General features: G+C 42.5%; 26 protein-coding genes and 3 pseudogenes. 7 read left to right on the top strand and 22 right to left on the bottom strand.

Annotated elements, in window-relative coordinates; all coding sequences use genetic code 11:
• Nucleotides 1-82: 82 nt before the first annotated feature.
• The 5 genes and pseudogenes from NYE56_RS21300 to NYE56_RS04590 all read right to left on the bottom strand — a co-directional run.
• A pseudogene (locus NYE56_RS21300) lies at nt 83-184 on the bottom strand (AEC family transporter); the annotation flags it as partial.
• A 170-nt stretch (nt 185-354) separates the two neighbouring features.
• Entirely contained in the window at nt 355-1,896 is a 1,542-nt protein-coding gene (locus NYE56_RS04605) for a bifunctional GNAT family N-acetyltransferase/carbon-nitrogen hydrolase family protein (protein ID WP_341283529.1), read from the bottom strand.
• A 15-nt stretch (nt 1,897-1,911) separates the two neighbouring features.
• Nucleotides 1,912-2,574, bottom strand: coding sequence for an HAD family hydrolase (locus tag NYE56_RS04600; RefSeq protein WP_341283528.1), 663 nt, complete (start codon nt 2,572-2,574; stop codon nt 1,912-1,914).
• 127 nt (nt 2,575-2,701) lie between these two features.
• Entirely contained in the window at nt 2,702-3,124 is a 423-nt protein-coding gene (locus tag NYE56_RS04595; protein WP_003245462.1) for a CBS domain-containing protein, read from the bottom strand.
• A 136-nt stretch (nt 3,125-3,260) separates the two neighbouring features.
• Nucleotides 3,261-3,656, bottom strand: a complete 396-nt coding sequence (locus NYE56_RS04590) for a YhcU family protein (protein WP_341283527.1) — start codon at nt 3,654-3,656, stop codon at nt 3,261-3,263.
• A gap of 110 nt (nt 3,657-3,766) precedes the next feature.
• On the opposite strand from NYE56_RS04590, the gene NYE56_RS04585 reads away from it, so the two are divergent.
• Nucleotides 3,767-4,675: an RluA family pseudouridine synthase gene (locus tag NYE56_RS04585; protein WP_341283526.1), complete on the top strand. Its 909-nt coding sequence runs from the start codon at nt 3,767-3,769 to the stop codon at nt 4,673-4,675.
• 29 nt (nt 4,676-4,704) lie between these two features.
• Here NYE56_RS04585 and srtA read toward each other — a convergent pair whose 3' ends face one another.
• On the bottom strand, nt 4,705-5,301 hold the full coding sequence (srtA, locus tag NYE56_RS04580) for a sortase SrtA (protein WP_341283525.1): 597 nt from the start codon (nt 5,299-5,301) through the stop codon (nt 4,705-4,707).
• Nucleotides 5,298-8,954: an endonuclease YhcR gene (gene yhcR, locus NYE56_RS04575; protein ID WP_341283524.1), complete on the bottom strand. Its 3,657-nt coding sequence runs from the start codon at nt 8,952-8,954 to the stop codon at nt 5,298-5,300. The genes srtA and yhcR overlap by 4 nt, the downstream gene beginning before the upstream one ends.
• A gap of 82 nt (nt 8,955-9,036) precedes the next feature.
• Here yhcR and NYE56_RS04570 point away from each other — a divergent pair, with 82 nt between their 5' ends.
• Nucleotides 9,037-9,687, top strand: coding sequence for a spore coat protein (locus NYE56_RS04570; protein WP_335449027.1), 651 nt, complete (start codon nt 9,037-9,039; stop codon nt 9,685-9,687).
• On the opposite strand, the pseudogene NYE56_RS04565 reads toward NYE56_RS04570, so the two are convergent.
• Nucleotides 9,622-10,587, bottom strand: a pseudogene (locus NYE56_RS04565) (hypothetical protein). The gene NYE56_RS04570 and the pseudogene NYE56_RS04565 overlap by 66 nt on opposite strands.
• Before the next feature lie 120 nt (nt 10,588-10,707).
• Nucleotides 10,708-11,277 (bottom strand): YhcN/YlaJ family sporulation lipoprotein, encoded by a 570-nt coding sequence (locus NYE56_RS04560; protein ID WP_003245125.1) that lies wholly within the window; start codon nt 11,275-11,277, stop codon nt 10,708-10,710.
• Nucleotides 11,278-11,426: 149 nt separating this feature from the next.
• Between NYE56_RS04560 and NYE56_RS04555 the strand changes: the two genes are divergently transcribed.
• From NYE56_RS04555 to NYE56_RS04545, 3 genes are all read left to right on the top strand, one after another.
• Complete coding sequence (locus tag NYE56_RS04555; RefSeq protein ID WP_341283523.1) at nt 11,427-11,873, top strand: hypothetical protein; 447 nt, start codon at nt 11,427-11,429, stop codon at nt 11,871-11,873.
• 630 nt (nt 11,874-12,503) lie between these two features.
• Entirely contained in the window at nt 12,504-12,821 is a 318-nt protein-coding gene (locus NYE56_RS04550; RefSeq protein WP_047182333.1) for a PadR family transcriptional regulator, read from the top strand.
• Nucleotides 12,808-13,377, top strand: coding sequence for a DUF2812 domain-containing protein (locus tag NYE56_RS04545; protein WP_322393116.1), 570 nt, complete (start codon nt 12,808-12,810; stop codon nt 13,375-13,377). The genes NYE56_RS04550 and NYE56_RS04545 overlap by 14 nt, the downstream gene beginning before the upstream one ends.
• A gap of 77 nt (nt 13,378-13,454) precedes the next feature.
• Here NYE56_RS04545 and NYE56_RS04540 read toward each other — a convergent pair.
• Nucleotides 13,455-13,583: pseudogene (locus NYE56_RS04540) on the bottom strand (hypothetical protein); the annotation flags it as partial.
• A 91-nt stretch (nt 13,584-13,674) separates the two neighbouring features.
• The gene (gene tcyP / locus NYE56_RS04535; protein WP_038428665.1) at nt 13,675-15,066 is read right to left on the bottom strand and encodes an L-cystine transporter TcyP; all 1,392 of its coding nucleotides are present in this window, start codon (nt 15,064-15,066) and stop codon (nt 13,675-13,677) included.
• Between the two features lie 172 nt (nt 15,067-15,238).
• Here tcyP and dgcK point away from each other — a divergent pair, with 172 nt between their 5' ends.
• Entirely contained in the window at nt 15,239-16,318 is a 1,080-nt protein-coding gene (gene dgcK / locus NYE56_RS04530) for a diguanylate cyclase DgcK (protein ID WP_021479688.1), read from the top strand.
• A gap of 2 nt (nt 16,319-16,320) precedes the next feature.
• Here dgcK and NYE56_RS04525 read toward each other — a convergent pair whose 3' ends face one another.
• The gene (locus NYE56_RS04525) at nt 16,321-17,151 is read right to left on the bottom strand and encodes a MetQ/NlpA family ABC transporter substrate-binding protein (RefSeq protein ID WP_326211179.1); all 831 of its coding nucleotides are present in this window, start codon (nt 17,149-17,151) and stop codon (nt 16,321-16,323) included.
• 435 nt (nt 17,152-17,586) lie between these two features.
• Here NYE56_RS04525 and cspB point away from each other — a divergent pair, with 435 nt between their 5' ends.
• Nucleotides 17,587-17,790, top strand: a complete 204-nt coding sequence (gene cspB / locus NYE56_RS04520; RefSeq protein ID WP_003224086.1) for a cold shock-like protein CspB — start codon at nt 17,587-17,589, stop codon at nt 17,788-17,790.
• Nucleotides 17,791-17,881: 91 nt separating this feature from the next.
• On the opposite strand, the gene NYE56_RS04515 is transcribed toward cspB, so the two are convergent.
• Genes NYE56_RS04515 through NYE56_RS04470 form a run of 10 tightly spaced genes read right to left on the bottom strand, consistent with a single transcriptional unit; the run spans nt 17,882 to nt 24,983 of the window.
• Complete coding sequence (locus NYE56_RS04515) at nt 17,882-18,823, bottom strand: ABC transporter permease (protein ID WP_024572924.1); 942 nt, start codon at nt 18,821-18,823, stop codon at nt 17,882-17,884.
• Entirely contained in the window at nt 18,816-19,733 is a 918-nt protein-coding gene (locus tag NYE56_RS04510) for an ABC transporter ATP-binding protein (protein WP_326211177.1), read from the bottom strand. The genes NYE56_RS04515 and NYE56_RS04510 overlap by 8 nt, the downstream gene beginning before the upstream one ends.
• A gap of 16 nt (nt 19,734-19,749) precedes the next feature.
• Nucleotides 19,750-20,448: an ABC transporter ATP-binding protein gene (locus NYE56_RS04505; RefSeq protein ID WP_216999736.1), complete on the bottom strand. Its 699-nt coding sequence runs from the start codon at nt 20,446-20,448 to the stop codon at nt 19,750-19,752.
• 1 nt (nt 20,449) lies between these two features.
• A complete protein-coding gene (locus tag NYE56_RS04500) occupies nt 20,450-20,815 on the bottom strand; it encodes a GntR family transcriptional regulator (RefSeq protein ID WP_003233424.1) in 366 nt (121 codons plus the stop codon).
• Between the two features lie 2 nt (nt 20,816-20,817).
• Nucleotides 20,818-21,579, bottom strand: coding sequence for a hypothetical protein (locus NYE56_RS04495; RefSeq protein WP_268556233.1), 762 nt, complete (start codon nt 21,577-21,579; stop codon nt 20,818-20,820).
• Nucleotides 21,580-21,583: 4 nt separating this feature from the next.
• Nucleotides 21,584-21,739, bottom strand: a complete 156-nt coding sequence (locus NYE56_RS04490) for a hypothetical protein (RefSeq protein ID WP_003233426.1) — start codon at nt 21,737-21,739, stop codon at nt 21,584-21,586.
• Nucleotides 21,739-22,113 carry a hypothetical protein gene (locus tag NYE56_RS04485; protein WP_341283522.1) on the bottom strand — a complete coding sequence of 125 codons (375 nt, stop codon included), beginning with the start codon at nt 22,111-22,113 and terminating at the stop codon, nt 21,739-21,741. The genes NYE56_RS04490 and NYE56_RS04485 overlap by 1 nt, the downstream gene beginning before the upstream one ends.
• 12 nt (nt 22,114-22,125) lie before the next feature.
• Entirely contained in the window at nt 22,126-22,656 is a 531-nt protein-coding gene (locus NYE56_RS04480; RefSeq protein WP_003233428.1) for an NAD(P)H-dependent oxidoreductase, read from the bottom strand.
• 22 nt (nt 22,657-22,678) lie between these two features.
• Nucleotides 22,679-24,277, bottom strand: a complete 1,599-nt coding sequence (locus NYE56_RS04475) for an MFS transporter (RefSeq protein WP_003233429.1) — start codon at nt 24,275-24,277, stop codon at nt 22,679-22,681.
• A 40-nt stretch (nt 24,278-24,317) separates the two neighbouring features.
• A complete protein-coding gene (locus NYE56_RS04470; RefSeq protein WP_014476241.1) occupies nt 24,318-24,983 on the bottom strand; it encodes an HlyD family efflux transporter periplasmic adaptor subunit in 666 nt (221 codons plus the stop codon).

The raw sequence follows: 24,983 nt of genomic DNA, 5'->3' as shown, positions 1-24,983 counted from the left end.
GGTGATGATTTCCCTGCCTTCAATATAAAGCCAGACCGGGTCAGAGTCAATAAACCGCGTAAATAATAAAACATCCCCTTTCTCAAGAAGAAAGAGGATGCAGCTTCCAAAGCAAAACAGGCAAAGTGGCAATGCTCAGCATCGTACTGATAAAGGTCGCACTCGAAACAACTTGGACAGCCATTGCAATAGCAATGTGAAGCCTAGCCGTTTTCTGTATGATATAGGAAATGGCGAAAATACAGAAACTCCATAAGGCACCTCCACTATACCTACTTTTATTTTAAAGATAGCACCTAAACAATTCCGCTTTTGTTTTAAAAAACCCGCCAATTCAGGCGGGTTTTTTGGGAATTATTTTTTATATTGAATATGATAAATATCACGCCGTCTGTCTTTTAGCTGGCGCACTGTACCGTTTTGGCGCTGTCTTCTGAGAATTTCCAGGTCAACATCGCCGATGACGACCATTTCAATATTCGGGTTTGTTTCGCCGACAATGCCGTCACGAGCGAATTCAAAATCAGACGGGGCAAAGATGCCTGACTGGGCGTATTGGATATCCATGTTTTCCGTTTGCGGAAGGTTTCCGACCGTTCCAGAGATAACCGTATATATTTGATTTTCAACCGCTCTAGCCTGCGAACAGTATCTGACACGCAGATAGCCTTGACGGTCTTCTGTACAAAATGGCGTAAAGATGATTTTGGCTCCTTTATCAGCCGCAATCCGGGCAAGCTCAGGAAATTCAATGTCATAACAGATCTGGATCGCGATTTTCCCGCAGTCCGTATCAAACACGCGAACCTGGTCTCCTGCGCTAATCCCCCACCATTTCCGTTCATTCGGCGTAATATGGAGTTTGTATTGCTTTTCGATTGTTCCGTCCCGTCTGAACAGGTAAGCGATATTATAGATCTTGCCTTCCTCTTCAACGAAATGAGATCCGCCGATAATGTTGACGTTATACTTCACAGCCAAGTCAGTAAACAGGCTGATGTAATCTTCTGTATACTCAGTAATTCTCTGCACCGCCAAGCTCGGTGACCGTTCCTCAAGGAAGGACATCAGCTGGGTTGTGAAAATTTCCGGGAACACCGCAAAATCAGATCTTGCATCGGAAGCAACATCGACATAGTATTCTACTTGATTCGCAAATTCCTCAAAGGAATAAATTTTCTTCATTTCGTATTGAATCACACAAATTCTAACAGGGAACGCCGATTTATAATAGCGTTTTGTCTGCTGCGGTAGATAATCGACATTATTCCATTCCATCAGCGTCGCATATTTGATCGAAGCTGTATCATCTGGGAGATAATTCGGGTTAATTCGCATAAGGGTAAAGCCGTTCATCAGCTGAAAAGACAGAACCGGATCGTATATTTGGTGGCGTGTCACCTGTTCAACATACTCTCTCGCTGTCATTTCCTTTGCATATTTGTGATAGTTTGGAATCCGTCCGCCTATGATGATGCTTTTCAGGTTTAAGCGTCTGGCTAAGTCCTTTCTCGCCTCGTACAAACGGTGGCCGATCTTCATTCGTCTGTACTTCGGGTCCACCATGACTTCAATTCCGTACATATTCAAGCCGTCAGGATTATGGTTGGTGATATAACCGTCATCTGTAATGTCCTGCCACGTATGGCGGTCATCATATTCATCAAAGTTAATCAGGAGACTTGAGCACGAACCGATAATTTCACCTTCGAATTCTGCACAAAACTGCCCGTCTGGAAAATGCTCCAAATGGCTGATTAAATGCTCCCGCTTCCAAGGCTCCATTCCTGGAAAGCAGTCCTTTTGAAGATCGATAATCTTGTCGATGTCTTTCTCTTCGATATTGCGGATCACCATTTTCTTTTCAAACCGGGTCAAATCTAATTTCTCAGACAACCTACTCGCTCCTTTCTAGTTTTGTGAGTTCAGATGATCAAGCAATAGGGCGAGCTCCATCTCCGCCATTGATTCAAGCCTGTGATCATAGTCTTCAAACATCAAGGTACCCGTTACTTTATTCGGGACAATGACACACTTCATGCCTGCACGTTTCGCAGCAATCGAACCATTGACAGAATCCTCAAACGCGAGACATTCCGCTGGCGATACCCCGAGGTTCTTTGCTGCCAATAAATAGAGTTCAGGATTCGGCTTCACCTCTTCCACATCATCAGCCGTTTGAATAACTTCAAAATCATCAAACAGGCCGATTTGCTTCAAATGGCCGGACACCCATTTATAATCAGAGCTGGAGGCAAGGCCTATTTTTAAGCCTAAATCCTTTGCCGCATTCAAATACGCTTCGACACCAGGTCTCGCTTTTTCTGTTTCCATGCGTTTGGCGAACCGCTCTCTTCTCAATTGTGTGAGCTCTTCATGATTCAGCTTTTTCCCGAGCTGCTCTTCTAAATAGTCAAAAGGCCGGAATCCCGCAGCGGTTCCGATGACCTTTCCCCAGACAGATAGCGGCAGCACTGAGCCGTGCTCTTCAAATATTTCCTGAAGAACCTCATATTCGTGTGTTTCTGTATCTAGAATAAGCCCGTCAAAATCAAAAATTAACGCTTTAATCACTGGGTACAACTCCTTTAGTCCGAATTGAGACATATGTATACACTCAACTATACCCCGAAACAAGTCTGCTTTCAAAAAGTAAGGTTTTATGTGAAGAAAGAGCCTGCACACTGCAAGCTCTTTCTTATTAATGAATGTTTTGGTGAGAAATGTTTGTCAGCGCTGATCCCGCAGACTCGTTCGACATCTGATTGACTGCCAGGTCTCCAAGCGCAACGATCCCGACTAGATTGTTTTGATCTACAATAGGAAGGCGGCGGATTTGGTGCTGGGCCATCAGCTGCGACGCGTCTTCCAGACTCATATTAGGGTTTCCTGATACGAGTTCTGTTGACATCACTTCTGAAACGGGTGTCTGGCCATCACGGCCCTGAGCTGTAGTTCTTAATGCAATGTCACGGTCAGTCAGCATTCCTTTTAAAACACCTTGCTCTACAACGGGGATCGCCCCGACGTTATGCTGTTTCATTAGAGAAGCCGCTTCCTGAATCGTTTGATTCGGAGAAACGGTTGCCACCTGCGTTGTCATTGTATCTTTAACTGAACTCATTGTCAGCACCCCTTTCAATCATTAGTATGTTCAGACACGAGCCGTTTAAAAAGGGAGTTAGAGGAAAGGTTTTATGATATGATTTCTCTGATACAAAAAGAGCTTTTCTAAAAATAGAAAAGCCCTTGCCGCATGATTATATCAGCCTTCTTTGACCGAAAAAGGCTTTGTTAGTCTTCTTTCGAAAGTCAGAAAAAGTAAACGGAAAATAAATCCCAAAATCATTCAGCATCTTGCTGTTTTTTTCAAAAATCGCCTGATCACTCAAATCAGAGTGCGGCGAAGGCTTGGTCAGGATAATATGTATCATTTGCAGACAAGCCATAATTTGAAATGCTTCTTTTAATGTTCCTTGGTAATAATGGTTATTTAAAGACAGAACGCCTTTCTTTTTAAAGCGCTGAATGTCCAGTTCGGAGAAATAAAGAGGAAATACATCATGGATCAGCTCCATAGACAGCTCCTTGATAAAGCTCTCCTGTTCTGCAGTTGCTGCGTTCACAATTCTCACGTCAATCACCTTTCTTGCCATCGAATATCCTAAGTCTTACTCAAGAATAGCACAGAAAAAAACGCGAAAGCTAAGGTAAGTGTTTCCTATGAGAAACAGCAGCCTTCCGCTTCGAAAAGGAGCCATTTAACATGAATCAAAAAGGCAGAGGGCTTGAGATCCTCATCAATGAAAAACAGGACGGCCAATGGCTGTTTTCCGTACTCAAAACAGCGCTCAAAGCTTCTAAACCAGTGATACAAGACTGGATGTCCCATCAACAGATAAAGGTCAATCACGAATCCGTCTTACACAATATGATTGTAAAAAAGGGAGACCGCGTGTTCATTGATCTTCAGGAAAGTGAAGCATCTTCGGTCATTCCGGAGTATGGCGAGCTTGAAATTTTATTTGAGGACAATCACATGCTCATCGTCAATAAACCCGCTGGCATAGCGACGCATCCGAATGAGGATGGGCAAACCGGCACACTGGCTAATTTGATCGCGTATCATTATCAGATAAATGGCGAAACATGTAAGGTGCGCCACGTCCATCGTCTTGATCAGGATACATCTGGCGCTATCGTTTTTGCCAAGCATCGTTTGGCACACGCCATCTTAGACCAGCAGTTAGAGAAAAAGACGCTGAAGCGTACGTATACCGCCATCGCTGAAGGTAAGCTACGGACGAAAAAAGGGACAATTAGTTCACCGATCGGCAGAGACCGGTCACACCCGACAAGACGCCGGGTTTCACCAGGCGGGCAAACAGCCGTCACTCATTTCAAGGTAATGGCCAGCAATGCGAAAGAGCGGCTGTCACTCGTTGAATTAGAGCTGGAAACAGGCAGAACACACCAAATCCGTGTTCATCTGGCGAGCCTCGGCCATCCGTTGACAGGAGACTCGCTTTACGGAGGCGGGAGCAAGCTGCTAAACAGGCAGGCGCTGCACGCCAATAAAGTACAAGCGGTTCACCCGATAACAGACGAGCTCATAGTTGCTGAAGCCCCTTTCCCTGCTGATATGAAAAACCTTTGCCGCACATATTTTTCATGAAGAAAAGCCGCAGGCACTGCCTCGGCTTTTTAAGTCACTCGTTTTCCATATATAATATAGCGTTTCGGGGCATTTCCGACGTATGAAAACGGATAGCAGGTCGTCAGAATCAGCTCTTCCTTTTCATGCTGGAGCGTGATAATAGATGTGTCATCCTTATCGACAATTTTTGTTTTTACAATTTCATATGTGAATTCTCCATATGACAGGAGAAGACGGAGCTGATCCCCCTTTTCCAGCTCTCCCGTCCGGCGAAACACGGTATCCCGATGCCCCGACAGCACAATTTGTCCGTTTTCATCAGGATAATAGCTGTCCTTGTAATGCCCGACACCTTTTTCTAAATCATCAGCATCGGTGCCCTCCACGATCGGAAGCTCTGCATTGATTTTCGGTATTTCCAAAATGCCGCTCGCTTGGCCGGTCTCAGGCTTAAATGATGCTTTGTTCTTTGCTTGATCTGTGCTATTTTTCATCCCCGAAGCTTCCTGCGGCTTTTTAGCCGCCAGTTTTGCTTCTTTTAGTGTCTGTTCCGTTTTCATATTCGCATCGATCAATTTAAAGCCTCCATAGCCTGCGATCACTAGGCCGGCAGCAATGATAAATAGTGGAATAACTTTTTTCACGTTCTGGAGGCGCTCCTTTTTCTTCTGACATATAGATAAGTTCCTGACAATGTCACCGCCGCACCGATTAACATAAAGTTATAGTAGTTTGCTGATGTATCTGGAAGAGGATGCTCAGACCCACTTTCCCCGCCCTCGTTTCGTAACGGCAATGTGCTGATGCTATTAGCAGTATCAGCGGTTTTTGTGTTGTTGATTGGTATTTCATTGAATCTCGAAATGGCTGAAGGCGGCAGCTGATGAACCGGTGCTGTGCCCGGAGTTTCTTTTATATCAGGCAAATCTTCACCTGGCCTTGGATCCTCTTTAATCGGATCCTCCGTCACCGGATCATCTCCAGGCTCTTCCCTAATAGGGTCTTCTGTTACAGGGTCTTCAATATCACTAGCTTCAGCAAGCTTAATTCTTCCCTCTTTTGTATACGCAATTGGCTCATCAAAACTCTTCACGTACTCAACTGTCGCTTCCAAATCCTCAGGCCCTGTCACCGGATTTTTTCCCAGCAGTCCGATTGGCTGATATTTGGTTCCTGTCGCCGTCGCCATAAAGTTGTTGACGGTCAATGTATATGTGGCATCGGGCTGGATCTCGGTGCCATCTGCCATTTTCATATCAACTGCTTTTCCGGTTTCTTTATCCCACGTATACGTAAACCCGCTGATGCTGTAGTCAGGCCCAAAAACCGGCGAGATTTGCGCATTGATAATCTCTCTTAAATCTTTTCCTTTAATCTCAAGCTTCGTTAACACATTTCCAAATGGCTGAATATTGTAAAGATCTCCCCACGTAATTGGACCCTTCTTCAGCGCTTCACGTATGCCGCCGCCATTCATAAGGGCAAAATCCGTTTTCATGGCAGCTCTCATTCCATCCGCAATCAGGTTTCCAAGAGGTGTATCGCCGTCATTTGAATACCCCCCTTCCATATCAACAGCGGCTTCGCCGACAACCTCGCTGATAATCGGTTCCGCAATTGTTTCGTATTTCTTTAAAATGGCTGATGCGCTGACATCCGGTTCGATTTTACTTTGATCAACATATACGATTTCCGCGGACTTTTTGACAATGTCTTTTGTCGTTTTATCGATCTCTACATCAACGACACCTATCGCTTTTCCATATTCAAACGCTTGAACAATCAGTTTTCCATTCACTTCACCGTTAACAACCTGATGATTATGTGCGGCAAAAATCACGTCAATTTCAGAATCTGTTTTGTTTGCAAGATCAGCAGACTCACCGGTAATGGCGTTGCCGTTTTGTTCAGCTGACATATGTGCGAGAACCGCGATGGCCTTCACGCCTTTTTTCTTGAGCTCTTCGGCCGCCTTATTCACCGCGGTTGCTTCATCTGTAAACTCGATATTTTTTATTCCTTCAGGCATAACCATGCCAGCTGCCGACTGTGTGACAACTCCGATAAAAGCAACGGGTACGCCCTCCACATTTATGATGTCATAAGCCGGCAAAAAGGGCTCTCCAGTTGATTTCATTTTACAATTGGCACATACAAGGGGAAAGTTCTGTCCATCATATCCGCTTGTGCCTTTCGGATGATCACCGCCATTTAAGATCCTCAGCAGTTCATCCGTGCCTTCATCAAATTCGTGGTTTCCCACGGTTCCGACATCAAATCCGATGTCCTCCATCAGTTCTACAGTCGGTTCATCCTGAAGAAGAGAGGAAACTGGAGAGCTTCCGCCGATCATATCTCCTGCGTGCACAATCAGCGAGTTTTTCTTTTCAGCCTTTTTTTCTTTTAAATATGCGGCGGCATAATCCATGCGTCCAAACGTGCCGTCTACAGTTCCATTTCCATCAAGATCAAGCTCATATTGCTGATCAATTTTGCCATGCAAATCATTCATGCTGAGAATTCTAAGCGGCACATGTTCTTGAGGTGCCGTTTGCCTTTTTTTATATCCCGCGCTCTCCGCTTCACTTGCTGAAGCGAAGAAAATTCTGTTTTCCACAGCTACCTTCTTCCAGTCAGCTGGCTGCACATATGTTTTATTCGACGAATCCCCTACATATCTTGTCAAGCCTTTCCCTTGCTCTCTGGCTCTGAATTCAAACGGCATTTCCATGAGCGGATCGTTTTCATTCCAGATTCCTTTTTGGTCTTTTTTTGCAGTGGCTACTGCGGCCTGAAACTGCTGATAATCCTCTTCATTGTCAACCGGCCAAATAAAATACGTCGGAGCATATCCATTTTTTACGAGCTCTAAGTTCACGTTTGAACCTGATTCGGTTATGACTTGTCCGAGCAATCTGCCATAGCTGTCCTTGGCTTCACTTCCGACCTTGACAGTAATTTTATCACCCGGGGACAGAACCGTTTTTAGATAGTCAGATGCTTTTTTGCCAAATCTTAATTGATTTTCATCTGCGTCATTTTTTGGTGTGTGATATGTTTCGGGTGTATCTACATTTACAAACCGTATTTTTGTCGTTCCAAGCACCGGAGATTTGAGATGAATGGTATCGCCGTCAACTACCCGGTCAACAATCCCTTCATATTCTCCCTCCGCAGACGGAGGTGCGGGCTGCTCTTCAAGCAGCTTTAGGTCAGCCGATTTTCGCGGAAGCAGCTGAAAGGTTTGGTATCTGCTTAACACACCGATAAATTCATACCATTTGCCCTCATCAAGCTCGTTTATCACCCCTGTTTCATTCATAACCCGGAGCGTCATTGCATGATGGTCGTCATCAATCATTGTTACATTGTAACCGCCGCCGGCAGGAGAACTTGGAATTGAGGAAACAAAAGCGGTTAGTTTCACAAGGCGTCCTTCATACTGATCACCTAGGCTGCCGTTAATAAGTTCATTGATTGTTAAGTGTTTGGGGGCGGGGAGGGATTGGTTTGACTGGTTGATTTTAATGCCTGATGAGCTTGGAACGATTTCTTTCAGCCCCTGGTAAGACGTGATTTTCCCTGTCACCGTGACATCCATACCCTCTTTTAATTCGGGAAATTGTTCAGGGGATGGCGAATAAATGTTAATGCCTCCGGTTTCATCTTGCAAAAAGGTCGACAGCTTCCCGCCTCCGATTGCGTTTTGATCAGCTGTAATGATCCCTTTTATCGTTACTTCTTCATTTAGCCTTCCCCGTGCTTCATTTATGGTCACTGGCTGTTCAGCCGGCGGAGTTTTCGTGTCATCGGTTACGTTCATCGACTGAACGTTTTTAAGTCCTGTCGTGTTAAAGTAATTTTCAAGCTTTCCTTGAACCGTTATCTTTTTCCCAAGAAGAAGCGGATTGGTTTGCAGCCCAAATTGGCTTCTGAAGGCGGAGGGGATTTGCACAGGAAGGATGTGTTCGGGCGATGTCTCGTTTTTACGGTCTGCCAGCGCGACATTATAATCATTTGAAAAAGGGCTTGTCAGCTTATAATGTTGCGGGGAAACAGCCTGGCCGACTGCATATCCTTCGATAAGCGCCTGTCCTTCTTTTTGCTGTATTGCCTTCTCAATCGATATAGGCTGTTGCGGTTCAGCTGCCTTTACAGCTTCGAACGTGTACATTACATTTAAGAACATCAATGCCGTGATCAACACAATATGCAGAATACGCCTCATCATATTTCCTCCCTTAATATACACATAATGACAACGATTTTGTCTGCTTATCATTTCGACAGACAGCATATAATTCCTTTCAGGCTTCTGCATAATACACGGCAGACTGACACAAAATACAGCTGATCTGAAAAAAAAGGAGGAATTCGGTTTGGATCAGTTCAATCAGCAGCAGCAATCCCAAATGAACAAAGGTATTCCTGGCAAACCGCATAAAAACCATGGCGGACATGAAATGTTTGATATGCATGAGGTGCTTTCCGGAACACTTACTGTGCTTGATCAGTTTATGATGCTGAGACAATTCTGTAAGGATCAAGAATTACTAAACATCCTTGATCGTCAACATCAATTCATCACATCTCAATACAATATAACTGCAGAATGCTTCAAAACAGGAAGCGAACCTTCACAAAAAACAGCAACTTATATGATGAGGGAAGACAACCAGACTGTTTACGGCATGCAGCCGTCACAGCCTAAAAAACCTGTTCAATCCATGAATGATATTGATGACAGCATCATCAGCCGACAAATGCTTTGCGCGATTAAAGCACAAGCTTCTATGCTGACGATGGCTTCTCTGGAAATGACAAATCCGGCCGTAAGACGCGTACTGTCTGCGCAAATTCAGGAGTATGTTGAAATGGCATTTGAAATTTTCCTATACCAAAACAAACACGGCTATTACCAGGTTCCTCAGCTTGATGCGCAGGATATGGAACAGCTGAGAAATTCATTCGTCCCTGCCCAAGGACAAATGCCGACACAAGGCGGAATGGGTCAGCAAGGACTTCACTAATCACAAAGGCATTGGATAGATACTATCCAATGCCGCACTGTTTTTTTCAAATTTTTTCTTGAAATCTTTTTCAAATTGATCAAGACTTTCCTTTGTTGCTGATTTAAACCCTTTTTCAAAGTCCCCTTTTTTTGCTGTTTCCTTAATCATTTCTGAAATAATGTCTTTCCCATATTTGTCCGTCAGCTCATCGATCATATAAAAGCTTTGCAAATAGACATCAGTGTCATATTCGGCTCTGGCTTCCTGCCAGTCTCGATCAGTCTGCAAACGGTCAAAGGGCACGACAGAAAACGTGATCGGATCTATGAGCAATTCATAGTTCGCAATCCACTCGCTTAACCCTTCATGAAACCATAACGGAAACTCATCGGGATCCGTCTCAAGCTCCTTCAATTTCTGGTGAAATGCATGGTGCGAGTATTCATGAATCAACAATCTCTGGTACAAATAAACCGCTACCTCGTCCCCTTCTAACAGTTTCTTTTTCTCTTCAGGCAACAGTCCAATCAACTGCTCCCGCTCAGAATAAAAACCGACTACATCCAATAAACCGGAGTAAGCCTCCATCTGTTTTTCATTAGGAAAAAAAATAATGTCAATAGGCTTTTGATTCGAATATCCAATCATAATCTGATTAATACTGACCGCATATTCAAGCGTTTCTTTCGTCAATGGCAGTAAGGACTTTTCCTTAGAAGTGTAATAAATATCGGCTTGTTTGAATGACTCTTTCTTCATGTGCTTCGTCACTTGTTCTTTTGTTATTCCAGATGCCTGACCTGGAAAAGACAGGATATACATCGCGCTTGATACGATGGCTGAGCTTACAGCCAGCATCACAAGGACTCCGCACAGGAATAGAGCGGATGCCGCACGCTTTCCTATGCCACCCCGCAAACGTCTCCCTCCCTGAGCCGGTCCGTCTTGTACCTTTTTATTTTTACTCTATGCAGCCTGAGTTCGCAGTGTGTCATTAACGCAAAGAAAAAGCCGCACAAATTGTGCGGCTTTTTTTATTTATTCAGCGTTAGGGAATACGCGCTGTACAGTTTGTGTAAATTCATCAAATAATCCGGCGATTGGGTCACCATTTTGAATACGCTTTCCATATCCTTGCATACGCTCTACAAAATCAGGGTTAGCTGAAACGTAAACATTATCAATGTTTTTGTCAGTAGATCTTACCTTTTTGGCTATTTTTTTCTTCAGATTGTTTTCTACTGCACCTTTATTTCCATTGGTTAAAACGACTGCAACGTAGGCTTGATTTCCAGCCACAATGATATCGGCATGCTTTACTTCTTTTAGGTCTGTTACTTTATCAGCTGCTTCATCAGCAACCTCAAGTTTTCGGTCGTTGTTATTATCGTCATTTACACGATTGTTATTGACATTATCATTAACATTGTTGTCAACGTTATCCCGATTGTTTACATTCCGCATATCGTCATTGGCCGGATTTCGATAATTTACGTTTCTTACATCATTATTATCACGTCTGCCCTCACCTTGGTCGGCCACACCGCAGCCAGTCATAAGCAAAGGGATAAGAAGCACAGACGCAAGGACTTGTTTTTTTCCAAACATGTGAATTCCTCCTTTATCACTTTACTTATAGGTTTTTCTAACTGGCTTTAATTATGCATGCAAATCTGGAGGAAATGCTTTCCCGGGAAATATAACGGTTAATTTGTCTAACAAGGGGGAAAATATGAATACACTGCAAAGGAGGGATCATGTTGTTCAACCAGCGAAGAGGAATCAGCCCCGCAGCATTGATCATAGGATCAACTATGCTTATTGCTGCACTATCACCTCAGATCCGCCAAAGAATCAGCGGGTTTATCACAGGACAAATGAACAGACGACATTCAGAAAATAACACATTTGATGCTTCTAATGTAGGAAACATAGTCAAACAAGCATTTGGCGGCGGCAGCGGTGATAACCAGGACCGTTCGCAACATCAAAGCCAGCGGAAAAATGGCCGTCAGCACCAGCACGCAGGACAGCAGCAACCACAGCATCAGCATACACAGTCTCAAACTAGGCAAACTGAGACAGCCGCGAAAAAAAGACAGCCGCATTATGCTGAACCCATTCATTTTGAACAAAGCGCAATGAATGTCATGGACGACAACACGATGATGGAAATGCTGGAGGACTTAGAACCCGGCCGTTAAAAAAACGTATAATCCTGTCGGACTGCATAAGGGCTCAAATAATTAATTATATTGGCCTTTAAGGTGGTTTTTCTTTAAACTTCTTGTTTTCTATATTTTTCCGCCTATTTTGGAGTACAATTGGTGAGCTAAAATCCTTCTTTCGTTCAATGAGAACGTTTGAAGGATTTTTTTTGTTAATAAAAATTACATTTCATCTACACGTACGCGTTTTTTTGCGGTTATAGCAGCTGTGTGCATTTCCCTGCTCATCTTCATATTGAAGGGATTCACTAGATATCAAGTAGCTTCTTCCCCTTTTCATAATTTGCAAATGGAATCCATGAATTCGTATGTATCTCCTGATTACGGCATCGGGTATACTTGTTTGTTTTTTCACATCTGATTCCTCCATCGGTCATACCTGTAATTCATCTCCAAGTAACAAAGCAGGTTTGTTCAAGATAGATGTTTAACTTGTGTTCAAAAATTGAATAAAACTACACTAAAAGTCGCTTTCCCCTTGTTATCAAGCTTTTCACTTTCAGCTTCCATTGACTAATTTTGAAAATGCTGTTGACTATTCAGTTGAACTGCATTACATTATTATTAAGTTCAACTATATAGTCAAACTGAATAGAGGGTGCGGATATGAAACACAAATTATTACCGTTGTCTGAAACCATGCATTATATTTTATTAGCTCTCCGTGAGCCGCTCCATGGCTATGCCGTAATGCAGAAGATAGAAAAGATAAGTAAGGGTACTGTTATTTTAGCAGCGGGTACATTATACGGTGCAATTGAAAACTTGAATAAGCATGGTTGGATTGAACCTGTTGGAGAGTCAGGCCGGAGAAAAGTTTACATGATAACTGAAGAAGGAAGCGCCATTTTAAAAATGGAACAAAACCGGTTATTGCATATTTTATCCTTGTACGAAGGAAGTGAATCGAATGAAGAAATTTAAGATGTTTTTTGATATTGAAAAAGAGGAACAATGGCTGAACGAGCAATTACAGAAAGGCTATCGTTGTACAAATATTAGTGGATTAGGAATATACACTTTCGAAAAAACCGACAAGAGATATGTGATCCGACTGGATTACCAAGATATTTTACCAAAGAAAAAGTTCAAAGATTACAAAGGGATATATGAAGACTTCGGTTGGATTTATATAAATGGCCCTTGGCTTAGTGGAATTCGATATTGGCAAAAAGAAAATGATGGTCAAAATGAAATCTTCTCGGATCGCCAATCAAAGAGTAATTATTATAAAAGATTGATGAATTATTCTTCAGGTTTAGGTTTCATGTGTTTGTTTTTTTCTTATATGATCTATAAGGATTCAGGTTTATATTTAACTGAAGGTCTTTGGAGTATGAAAGGTGAATGGTTTTGGAAAGCATTTTTATTTGAAACTCCATTTGCTCTTTTGAGGTCGCTTCCCGCCCTTATGGTTGTTTTATTTGCGGCCAGTTTCTATAAAGTGTATCGAAAGTATTCAATGTTAATAGAAAAATAATGCGAAGAGGTTCATTATGAACTTGTTTAATTCAATGAAGCACGATTGAATTAGATTTGGATACTCATCTTCTAGCAGGAATCTTTTATGTGTGCCTCAGATAAGTTAGCGTCTTCCAAGATACCATGAATACTCGTTAAAAAAGCAATTTTCATTTCAATTAAATCAATCCATTGATCAGCAATGCCGGCTGATCTTCCCCAAAAAATGAAAAAAAGAAACCCATGAACCTTTATATTACAAGGTTCATGGGTCTTATTAACGTGTAATCCCTGTCGGATTACACGTTTTCATATGTTACGCTTCTTCAGCTTCAATCACTCTGGATTGATCATGAAATGCCCCTTGATCAATTTCCTTTGTGACCTTACTTGTAATAAGACCGGATGTCATGCTTCCGCTGACATTCAAAGCAGTACGCCCCATGTCGATTAACGGTTCAATTGAGATTAATAAACCGGCAAGCGCGACAGGCATGTTTAATGATGATAAAACAAGAAGCGCCGCGAATGTCGCTCCGCCGCCGACTCCGGCAACACCGAAGGAGCTGATGGCAACGACTGCGATAACAGTGATAATAAACACCGGGTCAAATGGATTTTGGCCGACAGTCGGAGCAATCATCATCGCCAGCATCGCAGGATAAATGCCGGCACATCCATTTTGGCCGATCGAAAGGCCGAACGAACCGGCAAAGTTTGCGATCCCTTCCGGTACACCCATGCTTCTCTGTGTTTTAATATTCAGCGGTAAAGCACCCGCGCTAGACCTTGACGTAAATGCAAATACAAGTACAGGCACCGCTTTTTTCAAATAAATCAGCGGATTCAAACCGCTGAACGTCAGCAGCAGCAAATGAATGATAAACATAGTGATTAACGCGGCATATGAAGCAATCACGAACATGCCCAGTTTTAGAATGCTGTCAAGATCACTCGTTGCAATTGTTTTTGTCATGATGGCCAGCACCCCATAAGGCGTCAGTCTCAAAATGAGTGTGACAACACGCATGACAATGGCATAAACGGCATCAACCAGTTTTTTAAATGTTTCTGCCTGTTCCGGCTGTTTGTGTTTTACTCCGAGGAATGCCACTCCAAGGAAAGCGGCAAAAATAACGACAGCGATTGTTGAAGTCGGTCTAGCTCCCGTAAAATCTAAAAACGGGTTTCCAGGCAGCAGTTCAACAATCTGCTGCGGCAGCGTTTTCGCTGTCATATCCTCTGATTTCTGCTGAAGCTCCTGTCCCCGTGAAAGCTCTGTACTTCCTTGGTCAACCTGAATAGCCTGCAGATCAAATGAAAGCGCGGACGCGATACCGACAGCTGCAGCAACTGCTGTTGTTGCTACTAAAATCCCGATAATCAAACCGCTGATTTTCCCAAGATTTTTTGTCAGCTTCAGCTTTGTAAATGCACCGAGAATCGAAATAAAGACGAGCGGCATGACAACCATCTGAAGCAATTTGACATATCCGCCCCCGGCAATATTAAACCAGTCGGCTGTTTGAATGACTATATTTGAAGTCGGGCCGTAAATCAGCTGAAGCGCAAATCCGAATACAATCCCCAGCCCCAGCGCAGTAAATACACGTTTAGAGAAGGAAACATGTTTTTTCTGCATAACAAAGAGCCCTAAGATAAGTAAAAATAAAATAAATACATGTAATACAACCAGTAAAGTCTCCAAAGCAGGTAAACTCTCCCTTCAAATTTTCTCATTTACTATATTACACTAATTCCGATGGGTCAAGTGCGAATTATTTTAACTTATCAATTCAAGTAAAAAAACCTTATATAATGCCTTTTTTGTTCTTTTCTTTCCCTTCCATCTTTAGTACCTTATATAAGGGTGATAATATTTGCTGAAAGAACTGTTTGTAAATTTGACCATTTTAATCACATTTAATTATCTCTTCACCCACCTGTTTAAAGAAAGGCTAGTACATAAAAAAGACAGCATATCCTTTCAAGCTGTTAAAGGACTGGCCTGCGGTTTGCTCGGGGTTATTCTGATGGTTTTTGGATTTACCTATCAGCATTCAATTATTGATCTTCGAAATATCCCTATTATGATTGCCGCTCTTTATGGAGGCTGGGTTTCAACGGCAACGGCCCTGGCCATGATCACTGCAGGCCGCTTGCTGATTACGATGAACACATCTGCACTATACTCGGTTATTATCATTTGTATCGCTGCCATTCCGTCACTCATTGTTTCTAGAAGAAAAAAAGTTCAACTAAAACATGCTTTCTATCTTTTAATCATCACAAATAGCTTGATCTCCTTTTCCTTTTATTTTCTTATAGATTTACATTCATACGAACTTCATTTGTATTTTTGGATCATATCAATAGCGGGCGGCATGCTCAGTTTATATATTATTGATCATGAAACAAATGCACATCTTCTTTTTAAACAATATAAGTTTCAGGCGCACTTTGACTTTTTAACAGGCGTGTATAACCGAAGAAAGTTTGAAGAAACCACAAAAGCTCTGTATCAGCAGGCGGCCGATACCCCGCATTTTCAATTTGCACTGATTTATATGGATATCGATCATTTTAAGACCATCAATGACCAATATGGCCATCATGAAGGAGATCAGGTGCTCAAAGAGCTGGGGTTACGTCTGAAGCAGAGCATCCGAAATACTGATCCTGCCGCTCGGATCGGCGGTGAAGAATTTGCCGTTCTCCTGCCGAACTGTTCTCTTGATAAAGCAGCCCGGATCGCTGAACGGATCAGGAGCGCTGTAAGTGATGCACCGATTGTATTAACAAACGGCGAAGAGCTTTCAGTTACGATATCACTAGGGGCCGCTCATTACCCCAATAATACGGAACAGCCAGGATCATTGCCCATTCTTGCCGATCAAATGCTTTACAAAGCGAAAGAAACGGGACGGAACAGAGTGTGTTTTTCAGAAAAAAAAGAATGAATTCAATGTTCGAATTCATTCTTCCAATCTGAAAGACGGTTCAAAGGCAGAAAAGCCGGGACAAGATCTCCCTGATATTCTTTTTCTATAAATGCCGCTGTATCATCAGCTTGATAAAGCTCAAGAATGGTTTGCAGCGCTTCCCGATCTTGATCCTCCGCTCTGACAACAATCAAATTCATCTCTTCCTCAGACATGAGTCCGCCGCTCTTTAGCGTATGCTTTTTCGGGTTCAGGCCCGCTTTTTTTGCTTCTGATGGTTTCATGACAAACACGTCGGCACCGCTCACTGCATCCTGTTGCCGGACAGCTTTTAATTTCAGGTGTCTCGGATTATCTTTAATCATATCAACTGAACCTGTTCCGTTAAATCCGTTTTTCAGCGTTAGCAAACCCGCTTCCTGGAGCACTGTAAGCGCCCTGCCAAAATCGAACGCTTTATCCGGAACAGAAACGACAGCTCCCCGCGGTATATCTCGGATTCGGCCATATCGTTTTGAATAAATGCCCATGGGCGTTATGTATGTCGTCCCGAGCGGTGCCAAATTAAGTTTGTATTTTTGGGTGAACGACTGAAAATATGAAATGGTTTGAAAGGCGTTGGCATCAATTTCTTTGTTAGCAAGTGCGATATCAGACTCCGCATAATCAGAAAAAGGGATCAGCTGAATATCCAGCCCTGCCTCTTCAGCCTTTTGAGCAATATAGTTCCATATTGCCCCGTCAGACTCAGCAATCCCGATTTTTATCGATTCATGTTCTGCAGACGGTGAACATGCAGTAAATGAAACGAGAAGAACAAGGACGAAACTGCATATAAGCCACTTTTTCATTGTGACCATACTCCTATCTATGTATTAGAGCATGCAAGCAATATCAGACATAAAAATCATACGCTCTCTTAGTTGATAAACGTTGTCATTTGTAATATTGATTAACTTTTACCTTACTCATATCCAATAAGGTTGTCAATTCCTATTACTTATCTTCCCAAAATGAAGGAATACTAAGGCAAACGTATGATCACATATCGAGAAAGCAGATGAATTACCGCAAATAAATATCAAATTGAAAAATAAATATGGTATTTTCCGAAAAAAGTTTCAATAAGCAGTTGTTTTTTCTGAAGATTACTGGTAGAGTAAAGGTAATTATTTTTGTTCGAACTATCTTTAAGAAGAAAGTTTTGTAAGAGTTTTCGTCTTGAAAGTTTGTTAAGAGCAAGAATAGTGAATTTAAGCGTTATGATCGCTTTAGGAGGAAATTTCATGTTAGAAGGTAAAGTAAAATGGTTCAACTCTGAAAAAGGTTTCGGATTCATCGAAGTAGAAGGTCAAGACGATGTATTCGTTCATTTCTCTGCTATTCAAGGCGAAGGCTTCAAAACTTTAGAAGAAGGCCAAGCTGTTTCTTTTGAAATCGTTGAAGGAAACCGCGGACCACAAGCTGCTAACGTTACTAAAGAAGCGTAAGCATAAATTGATATGAAAAACTGCAGGTGCAAACCTGCAGTTTTTATTTTGACAAAAAAGCTGTTTTGCATAAGCAAAACAGCTTTCTTTATTAGTTTGCAATATCCCGCTTCATGAAGATTCCGAAAGCAAGCAACAAGAAGATGATAAAGTAGATCGCCAGCATGACGATAGAAAACGTCATAGTCATCCCTTTTATTAACGGTGTGCCATCCACATACTGAGTCAAGTCGACATTAGCAAACAATATATACTTTGCCCAGTCAAATTTCGCTGCAATAAATGCAGTTGCAGTCGTACCGGCAACCAACAAGAAGATGGAAAAACCAACCGCAAGAGAGCTGTTTCTGAATACCGCAGACAGCATAAACGCCATCGTCGCCACCATTAAAGCCGAGACGGATTCAGAAAGATACGTTGTGGCCAAATGCCCCATCATGTTTTGCTCAATGACATGGCCATCCTTATAGATTAAATGAATATTCGCGGCGGTTTCACCACCCGTCCCGAAGAAGATCAACCCTAATAAAGTAGAACCGATAAATAAAATCAACAGCAATAGGAGCCCAAACAGGAGAACTGTAATATATTTGGACATCAAAATTTGAAAACGGCTGAGCGGCCGAATCATTAATAGCTTAATCGTTCCCCAATTAAATTCGTTAGCGACAATTCCGGCCGCGATGATAATAGTAAACAGACCGGTAAGGATGGTAAAGTTTGCTGAATCCGTTACATAAGACCATACCGTATAGCCCGTGTCACTAGGGATATTATGCTCGATGCGATAGTCGTTGAGAGTGATTGTTTCTTTATACCCATCTTTCAGTGAAGGATCTTCTTTGATTTCTTTCTTTAATTCGGCGTTTTGTGCTTGAAGTTCTTGTTTCCAATGGGAATTTGATTCACCAGCAGAAAAATGATTCGCCAAAAATGCAAATCCAACCATTGTCAGCCCCAGAATTCCGATCATCACCCATGTTCCGGCACGGCTGAAAATTTTGAGCCACTCATTATAAATCAAATTAAGCATGCTGAACCTCCTCTTTTGTTTCACCTGTCATTTCTAAGAAACGGTCCTCTAATGATTTTGTTATGACCTTGACCTCATAAATACGGATTTGCTGCATCACCAGCAATTCAATAACCGCAGGGACATCGTCTTTAGCCAGTTTGATTTCTACACCATTTGTCTTACTCAGCAAATCGTACTGATTTAAAACAGTAGCGGCTTCACTTGGCTGCTCAACCTGGAAGAAATATGTATCGTTCTCATCAATGTTTTCATCTTTTACATTTTGAATATCGATCAGCTTTCCTTTTTGCAGAATCGCAATTCGATCACACATCAGTTCCATTTCTGACAGCAGGTGGCTTGAAACGATGACAGCCATTCCTCTTTCTCGGGTCAGCTTCTTTAAATGATCTCTGATTTCTCTGATCCCCGCCGGATCAAGGCCGTTTGTCGGTTCATCCAAAATCAGCACTTTCGGATCGTGCAGAAGGCATTGTGCCAAGCCAAGACGCTGTCTCATCCCCAGAGAATATGTTTTCACCTTGTCGTGGATTCTGTCTGTTAAACCGACCAGCTCAACAACTTCATCAATTTTTTCCTTCGTAACACCCTTGACCATCCTTGCGTATTGCTGGAGATTTTTATATCCGCTCAAAAATTTATACAGCTCGGGATTCTCAACGATCGCTCCGATATGCTTAATCGCCTTGGCATATTCTTTCGTAATTGATTGGCCGCAAATGAGGACATCACCTTTCGACAGCTTCATTAACCCCACCATCATCCGGATGGTTGTCGTTTTCCCAGCTCCGTTTGGTCCCAAAAAACCGAATACTTCGCCTTCACGAATCGTAAAACTGAGATCATCAATGATCGTTCGGCCTCTGATGTTTTTTGTCACATTTCTCAATTCCAACACTGTTTTCATCATATTCCTCCTCTTTCTAGCAAACTTCCATTTTTGATTTAAACCATTGCAAAACAGACATGCCTTCCTGTTCACGAATATCTTCTACTTCACGCTGCGCAACTTTTTCTCCATTGGAGAGGATGATTACTTCATCTAACAAAGTCTCAATTTCATCAATTTCATGTGTCGCGATCACGACAATCTGCTGCTCAAAATCAATGTACGACACAAGGCTGTTTACGATGGAATCCCTGACCATCGGATCAAGCCCGGAAAAAGGTTCATCAAGCAAGATGACGTCTGCCCGTCTCGCTAAAGCAAGAACGATTTTCAGCCGGCCCCGATTTCCTTTTGATAGCTTTTTGATCTTTTTTTCCGGATTCAGCTGCATCTCATTCAATAGCTTATAAGCCTGTTCTGTTTGAAAATCAGGAAACTGCGACTGATAAAAATTCACCATATCTTTAACAGTGAAATGCGGATAAAACATATCAAGCTCAGTAAGATAAGCCGTTTGACGCACCATTTCTCTCGTAACCTGCTCTTCATCAACTTTCACAAATCCTGAAGTCGGAAACAGAAGGCCAGCCATCATTTTCAGGGTCGTTGACTTGCCGCTGCCGTTCGGTCCGATCAGGCCATAAATCCGTCCGGATGATAGGGTGATTGACACATCATTGACGGCCGTATGGCGGCCGTATTTTTTTGATACATGTTCTAGCTTGATTTCCATTTTAGCCTCCCTCTGTGAATGTTTTAATCCCTTCTAACATTTCCTCTTTCGTTAGCCCCAGCTCTTTCATTTGCTTGACAAATCCTTCCAGCACCTCTCGTGTCAGCTTGTCTTTCAGCTCGTCTACGATTTCTGCTTTTTCCGCAATAAACGTCCCTTGACCTCTTCTTGTCTCCACAATACCCAGCCTTTCCATCTCACTGTAAGTTCTTTGAATTGTATTGGGATTTACCTTAGTTTGAATCGCCATTTCTCTTACTGAAGGAAGCTTGTCTCCTGGGAGCAGCTCCTTCCTGACCAGTCTATAAAAGATCTGATCAGCGATCTGCAGATAAATCGGTTTCGAGGATTGGAATTGATTGTCCATATTTACACCTCTACTTTACGATCAAGCAGTTTTGAAGCCATGATGAGCAGCAAGAACGTGATGACTATAGCAATAGGAAACCCTAGCACAGACAGATGGATAGGTTTTAGTTCTAATCTCCAAACATTGTGGAAGTGGAAATCAAAATTGCAATAGACTGTTACAGGCCAGAAATGCTTTTGAGATTCAACCATAGGGCTTATGATGTATTCATCGAAGAATAACCACACTGCAACCAACAGAACCATCGCAGCCCACCGCATTCCGCGCCAATTTCTGAGAGAGTGAAAAACAGTCCAAAACACAATGACTGTTACTGACATATCTACCGAAGAAATAAGCCCATACATATTCAGCAAAGCCACTGTACTCGTTATATCAACTTGATGCTCCAGCAGATTTTTTACAGAGAGCATATGATACATCCATATGCCATAGGCTGTTAATGCCAACTGAATCACAAATTGATAGAGCAAAGATGCTGCCAATTTAGAAGAAAACAGCCATAAGCCGCCATTTGGATTGTACAGCCAAAGCTGTGATTTCCCTTCCTTGCGAAGGTGATAAAACACAAAAACAGGAGATAAGAAAAGCAGAAAAAAAGCAACTGCAACAAAAAAACCAAAAATGACTAGAGGTTCTTTCGTGCGAGAAGCTATAATATGGCCTGTTCCCAATAAGAAAATGATTCCGCATATCCATACTAGCAGCCACATTCTTGAAAGCTTGATATCTTTCTTTAATAAACCTAAAAAAGAATTCATGTCTTTACCTCCCGGAAAAAATCCTCGGTGTATGAGTAACATAGTACACTAGATCAAGATGGAATACAACATATTCCATGGATTTATTTGATAAAAACATAATTGATGGAAACAGCAAAAAAGGCAAACCCGCATGAGTAAACGGATTTGCCTTTTTCATTACTTTTTCTTATTTTTCATAGAGAGCAGCGCATCACGATAGCTGCGGTCCTGCATTTTGTCACTTTCCTCAGTGACCTCTTCTTCTGCTTGAACTTCATCAGAATGCTTAAACTTTTGCAGCGCCTGCCTGTAAATATCATCACCCATTGTGTCACGCTTCTCATTTGGAGAATCGTTTTTGACAACGGATGGCGTATGCTCGGCAGCCCTTGCTTCAGCAGGGTAATGCGCTTCGTTTTTTTCCTCTTCTGGAGGTGCGATTCTATCGGTTGCTTCTTGCTTCTCAGGTCCAGGTGAGGCGTTGCGGACGTTAAATGTAATAAGGGCCGCAATGACAATGACAGCAGCAATTATTGCTATAATAATGGCCATTTCAACCTCTCCTTACTGTCCTGCTGTTAGGTTTCCTGTGACTTGGCTGACACGTCTTCCCAACGCGCGTCCAAGCTGAATACCTTCCTCAGACATTAACTCATCACTGTCTACCGGACAAGTGACACCTGCTCCGTAATAAGAGCCATAAAGTGCGTTTTCAGGCACGTTGCCAGGCAGTCCGACAACAATCATGCCTTGGTGGAACATCGGCGTGATTAAATTGTGCATTGTCATTTCCAAGCCGCCGTGTGTTGTTGCCGTTGTGCAGAAGACAGCACCGACTTTGTTGATCAGCTCGCCTTCAGCCCACAAGTAGCCAAGTCTGTCGATCCAAGTTTTAAGACCGGAGCTGATTGTTCCGAAATGCCCTGGGCATCCCCAAATAATCGCATCCATATCTTTAAGCTTGCGGATATCAGCCTGATCTACATGGTCGATGAACACTTCAGCCGCGTCGTTTTCTCGCGCGCCTTCAGCAATTGCTTCTGCAAGCACTTTAGTATGTTCGCCTTCACTATCATACACTACATAAATTTTCATTCAGGAAACCTCCCTGTACAGATTAAGATTCCTTAGCTTCTTTTGGAGCAGGAAGTAATGAAAGCTCCTCTTTTTTCTTCTTACGCAATTTATCTTTTCTGACGTCACGCAGGAAGATACTTAAAATCAAGCCTGCTACACAGAATAAGGTTGCCCACATAAAGGCATCATTTATCCCCATGACATTGGAATCGAGTGACGCGTGTTTATAAATATGTGAGTACACATATGTTTTCGCCGTATCATAAGACACATTCATATTCACCATTAAATTCGAAACTGCATTTTGGAACGCATGGAGGAAGTTCGGGTCCGCCGTGCTTGTTTTATCTGCAATTTGTGAATAATGGAATGTCGTCCGGTTTGTATAAATCGTCGTAATTAAACTTGTTCCGATTGATCCGCTGATTTGGCGAAGCGTGTTGCTCATCGCCGTTCCGTGGCTGTTCAGACGGGCAGGAAGCTGGTTCATCCCGGCTGTCATGACTGGCATCATTAAGAGAGACATACCAAATGCACGAATTGAATAGATCAGCATGATGTGTGTATATGGTGTATCAATTGTCAATTGCGTGTATTGATATGTTGTTACCACTGTCACGAGAAGCCCGATAATCGCAAGCGGTCTCGGTCCGAATTTATCGAACAAAATACCTGAGATCGGTGACATAATCAGCATAACGATCGCACCCGGAAGCAGAAGCAGACCGGATTGAAGCGCCGTAAAGCCGACCAGGTTTTGCAGATAGATCGGTAAAAGGAACATACCAGTGTAAAGTGCCACTGTTATAATGATATTAATGACACTCGAGAGTGAGAAAATGTCATATTTAAACACTCTGAAATCAAGCATCGGATCATCATGACGCAATTGCTGAACAACAAAAGCAACAATTGCAATGGCTCCGATAATAACTGTAGACAATACAATCGGGTCGGTCCAGCCGTCAGACCCGGCTTCACTGACTCCGTATAATAAGGAGGCGAATCCGACAATCGAGAGGATTGCGCCAAGAGTATCGAGTTTGATTTTTTGCGGCTCCACCATATTTTTAAAGATGAAGAAAGCCACAATGATAACAATTGCGCCGATCGGCACAAGTCCGTAAAACATAATGCGCCATGTATAATGCTCAATAATCCACCCGGAAAGAGTCGGGCCGACCGCTGGAGCAAACATCATCGCTAGCCCGAAAATCCCCATTCCTTTCCCCCTGCTTTCAGGCGGGAAAATTAACAGAATGGTTGTCATAACGAGCGGCTGCAAGATACCTCCGCCCACGGCCTGAATCAAACGGCCGATCAGCATTGTAGAGAAGTTAGGTGCGATCCCGCAGACTAACGTACCGAGCGTAAAACAAAACATCGCGACGAGAAAGAGACTCCGCTGGCCAAATCGTGTAATCAGGAAAGCAGATAACGGAATCAATACACCGTTAACAAGCATGTAACCTGTTGTCAGCCACTGAATCGTCGTTGCACTTACGCCAAATTCAGTCATTAAGTGCGGCATTGCAACATTAAGCAGTGTTTGGTTTAGAATTGCCAAAAATAAACCCGCCATTAGCACAATCAGCAATGACATAGGGTTTTTTGCATTTTTTTCTTTGCCTGTAGCCATCTAAGACAACCTCCTTTCATGGTTTGATGACTGATCTGTTTTACTCAGAAATTTTAACAGATGCATTCATTCCAGGAAGCACCTTATCAGATGGGTTTTTGATTGAAATTTTCACAGGAATTTTTTGTGTTACTTTTGTGTAGTTTCCGCTTGAATTTGTAGAAGGAAGCATATCAAAAGTTGAGTTAGTCGCATAGCCAATTTCTTCTACAGTACCGTCAAATGTAGTATCAGGGTCTCCGTCAACTACTACGTCTACACTATTTCCTACTTCAATATCCGCAATATCTGTTTCTTTAATATTTGCTGTGATGTATAGGTTGTCCATGTCAATCGTTTGTGCAATTGTTGTACCAGCTTGTACGGTTTGTCCGTTTTTCACTTCGTTTTTCACAATTGTTCCATCCATAATGGATTTTACGTCAACAGTTTGTTCGCCTTTGATTTTTGCAACTGTGTCGCCTTTTTTCACTGTTTTTCCTTCGTCCAGATCCCAGTCAGATACTTTACCTGCTGCTGGAGCAGTAATAGCAGCCATATCGCCCGCTACTTTTGCTTCATCTGTTTTTACGTAGTTTGTGCTTTGATAATAGTAGTAAGCACCTCCAGCTATAATTGCAAGAACAACAATCAAACCGATAATGTTGGTCAGAATTAAACGTCCTCTGTTCATTTTGTTTTCTCCTTTCGTTTCATCCTCTATCAT

Source organism: Bacillus sp. FSL R5-0603, assembly GCF_038050295.1.
Classification (GTDB): Bacteria; Bacillota; Bacilli; order Bacillales; family Bacillaceae; genus Bacillus; species Bacillus subtilis.
Note: the sequence above shows the minus strand (reverse complement) of the source record. Positions and strands in the feature narration are given on the sequence as shown.

Coding starts and splice junctions, on each gene's coding strand:
- yhcR (WP_341283524.1), bottom strand. CDS start 8,954: ATGCTGTCTGTCGAAATGATAAGCAGACAAAATCGTTGTCATTATGTG.
- NYE56_RS04470 (WP_014476241.1), bottom strand. CDS start 24,983: ATGATAGAGGATGAAACGAAAGGAGAAAACAAAATGAACAGAGGACGT.
- NYE56_RS04560 (WP_003245125.1), bottom strand. CDS start 11,277: ATGTTTGGAAAAAAACAAGTCCTTGCGTCTGTGCTTCTTATCCCTTTG.
- NYE56_RS04590 (WP_341283527.1), bottom strand. CDS start 3,656: ATGGCAAGAAAGGTGATTGACGTGAGAATTGTGAACGCAGCAACTGCA.
- NYE56_RS04550 (WP_047182333.1), top strand. CDS start 12,504: ATGAAACACAAATTATTACCGTTGTCTGAAACCATGCATTATATTTTA.
- NYE56_RS04505 (WP_216999736.1), bottom strand. CDS start 20,448: ATGGAAATCAAGCTAGAACATGTATCAAAAAAATACGGCCGCCATACG.
- cspB (WP_003224086.1), top strand. CDS start 17,587: ATGTTAGAAGGTAAAGTAAAATGGTTCAACTCTGAAAAAGGTTTCGGA.
- NYE56_RS04485 (WP_341283522.1), bottom strand. CDS start 22,113: ATGGCCATTATTATAGCAATAATTGCTGCTGTCATTGTCATTGCGGCC.
- NYE56_RS04585 (WP_341283526.1), top strand. CDS start 3,767: ATGAATCAAAAAGGCAGAGGGCTTGAGATCCTCATCAATGAAAAACAG.
- NYE56_RS04555 (WP_341283523.1), top strand. CDS start 11,427: ATGTTGTTCAACCAGCGAAGAGGAATCAGCCCCGCAGCATTGATCATA.
- NYE56_RS04475 (WP_003233429.1), bottom strand. CDS start 24,277: ATGGCTACAGGCAAAGAAAAAAATGCAAAAAACCCTATGTCATTGCTG.
- NYE56_RS04510 (WP_326211177.1), bottom strand. CDS start 19,733: ATGAAAACAGTGTTGGAATTGAGAAATGTGACAAAAAACATCAGAGGC.
- NYE56_RS04480 (WP_003233428.1), bottom strand. CDS start 22,656: ATGAAAATTTATGTAGTGTATGATAGTGAAGGCGAACATACTAAAGTG.
- NYE56_RS04495 (WP_268556233.1), bottom strand. CDS start 21,579: ATGAATTCTTTTTTAGGTTTATTAAAGAAAGATATCAAGCTTTCAAGA.
- NYE56_RS04490 (WP_003233426.1), bottom strand. CDS start 21,739: ATGAAAAAGGCAAATCCGTTTACTCATGCGGGTTTGCCTTTTTTGCTG.
- NYE56_RS04595 (WP_003245462.1), bottom strand. CDS start 3,124: ATGAGTTCAGTTAAAGATACAATGACAACGCAGGTGGCAACCGTTTCT.
- NYE56_RS04525 (WP_326211179.1), bottom strand. CDS start 17,151: ATGAAAAAGTGGCTTATATGCAGTTTCGTCCTTGTTCTTCTCGTTTCA.
- NYE56_RS04515 (WP_024572924.1), bottom strand. CDS start 18,823: ATGCTTAATTTGATTTATAATGAGTGGCTCAAAATTTTCAGCCGTGCC.
- NYE56_RS04545 (WP_322393116.1), top strand. CDS start 12,808: ATGAAGAAATTTAAGATGTTTTTTGATATTGAAAAAGAGGAACAATGG.
- NYE56_RS04500 (WP_003233424.1), bottom strand. CDS start 20,815: ATGGACAATCAATTCCAATCCTCGAAACCGATTTATCTGCAGATCGCT.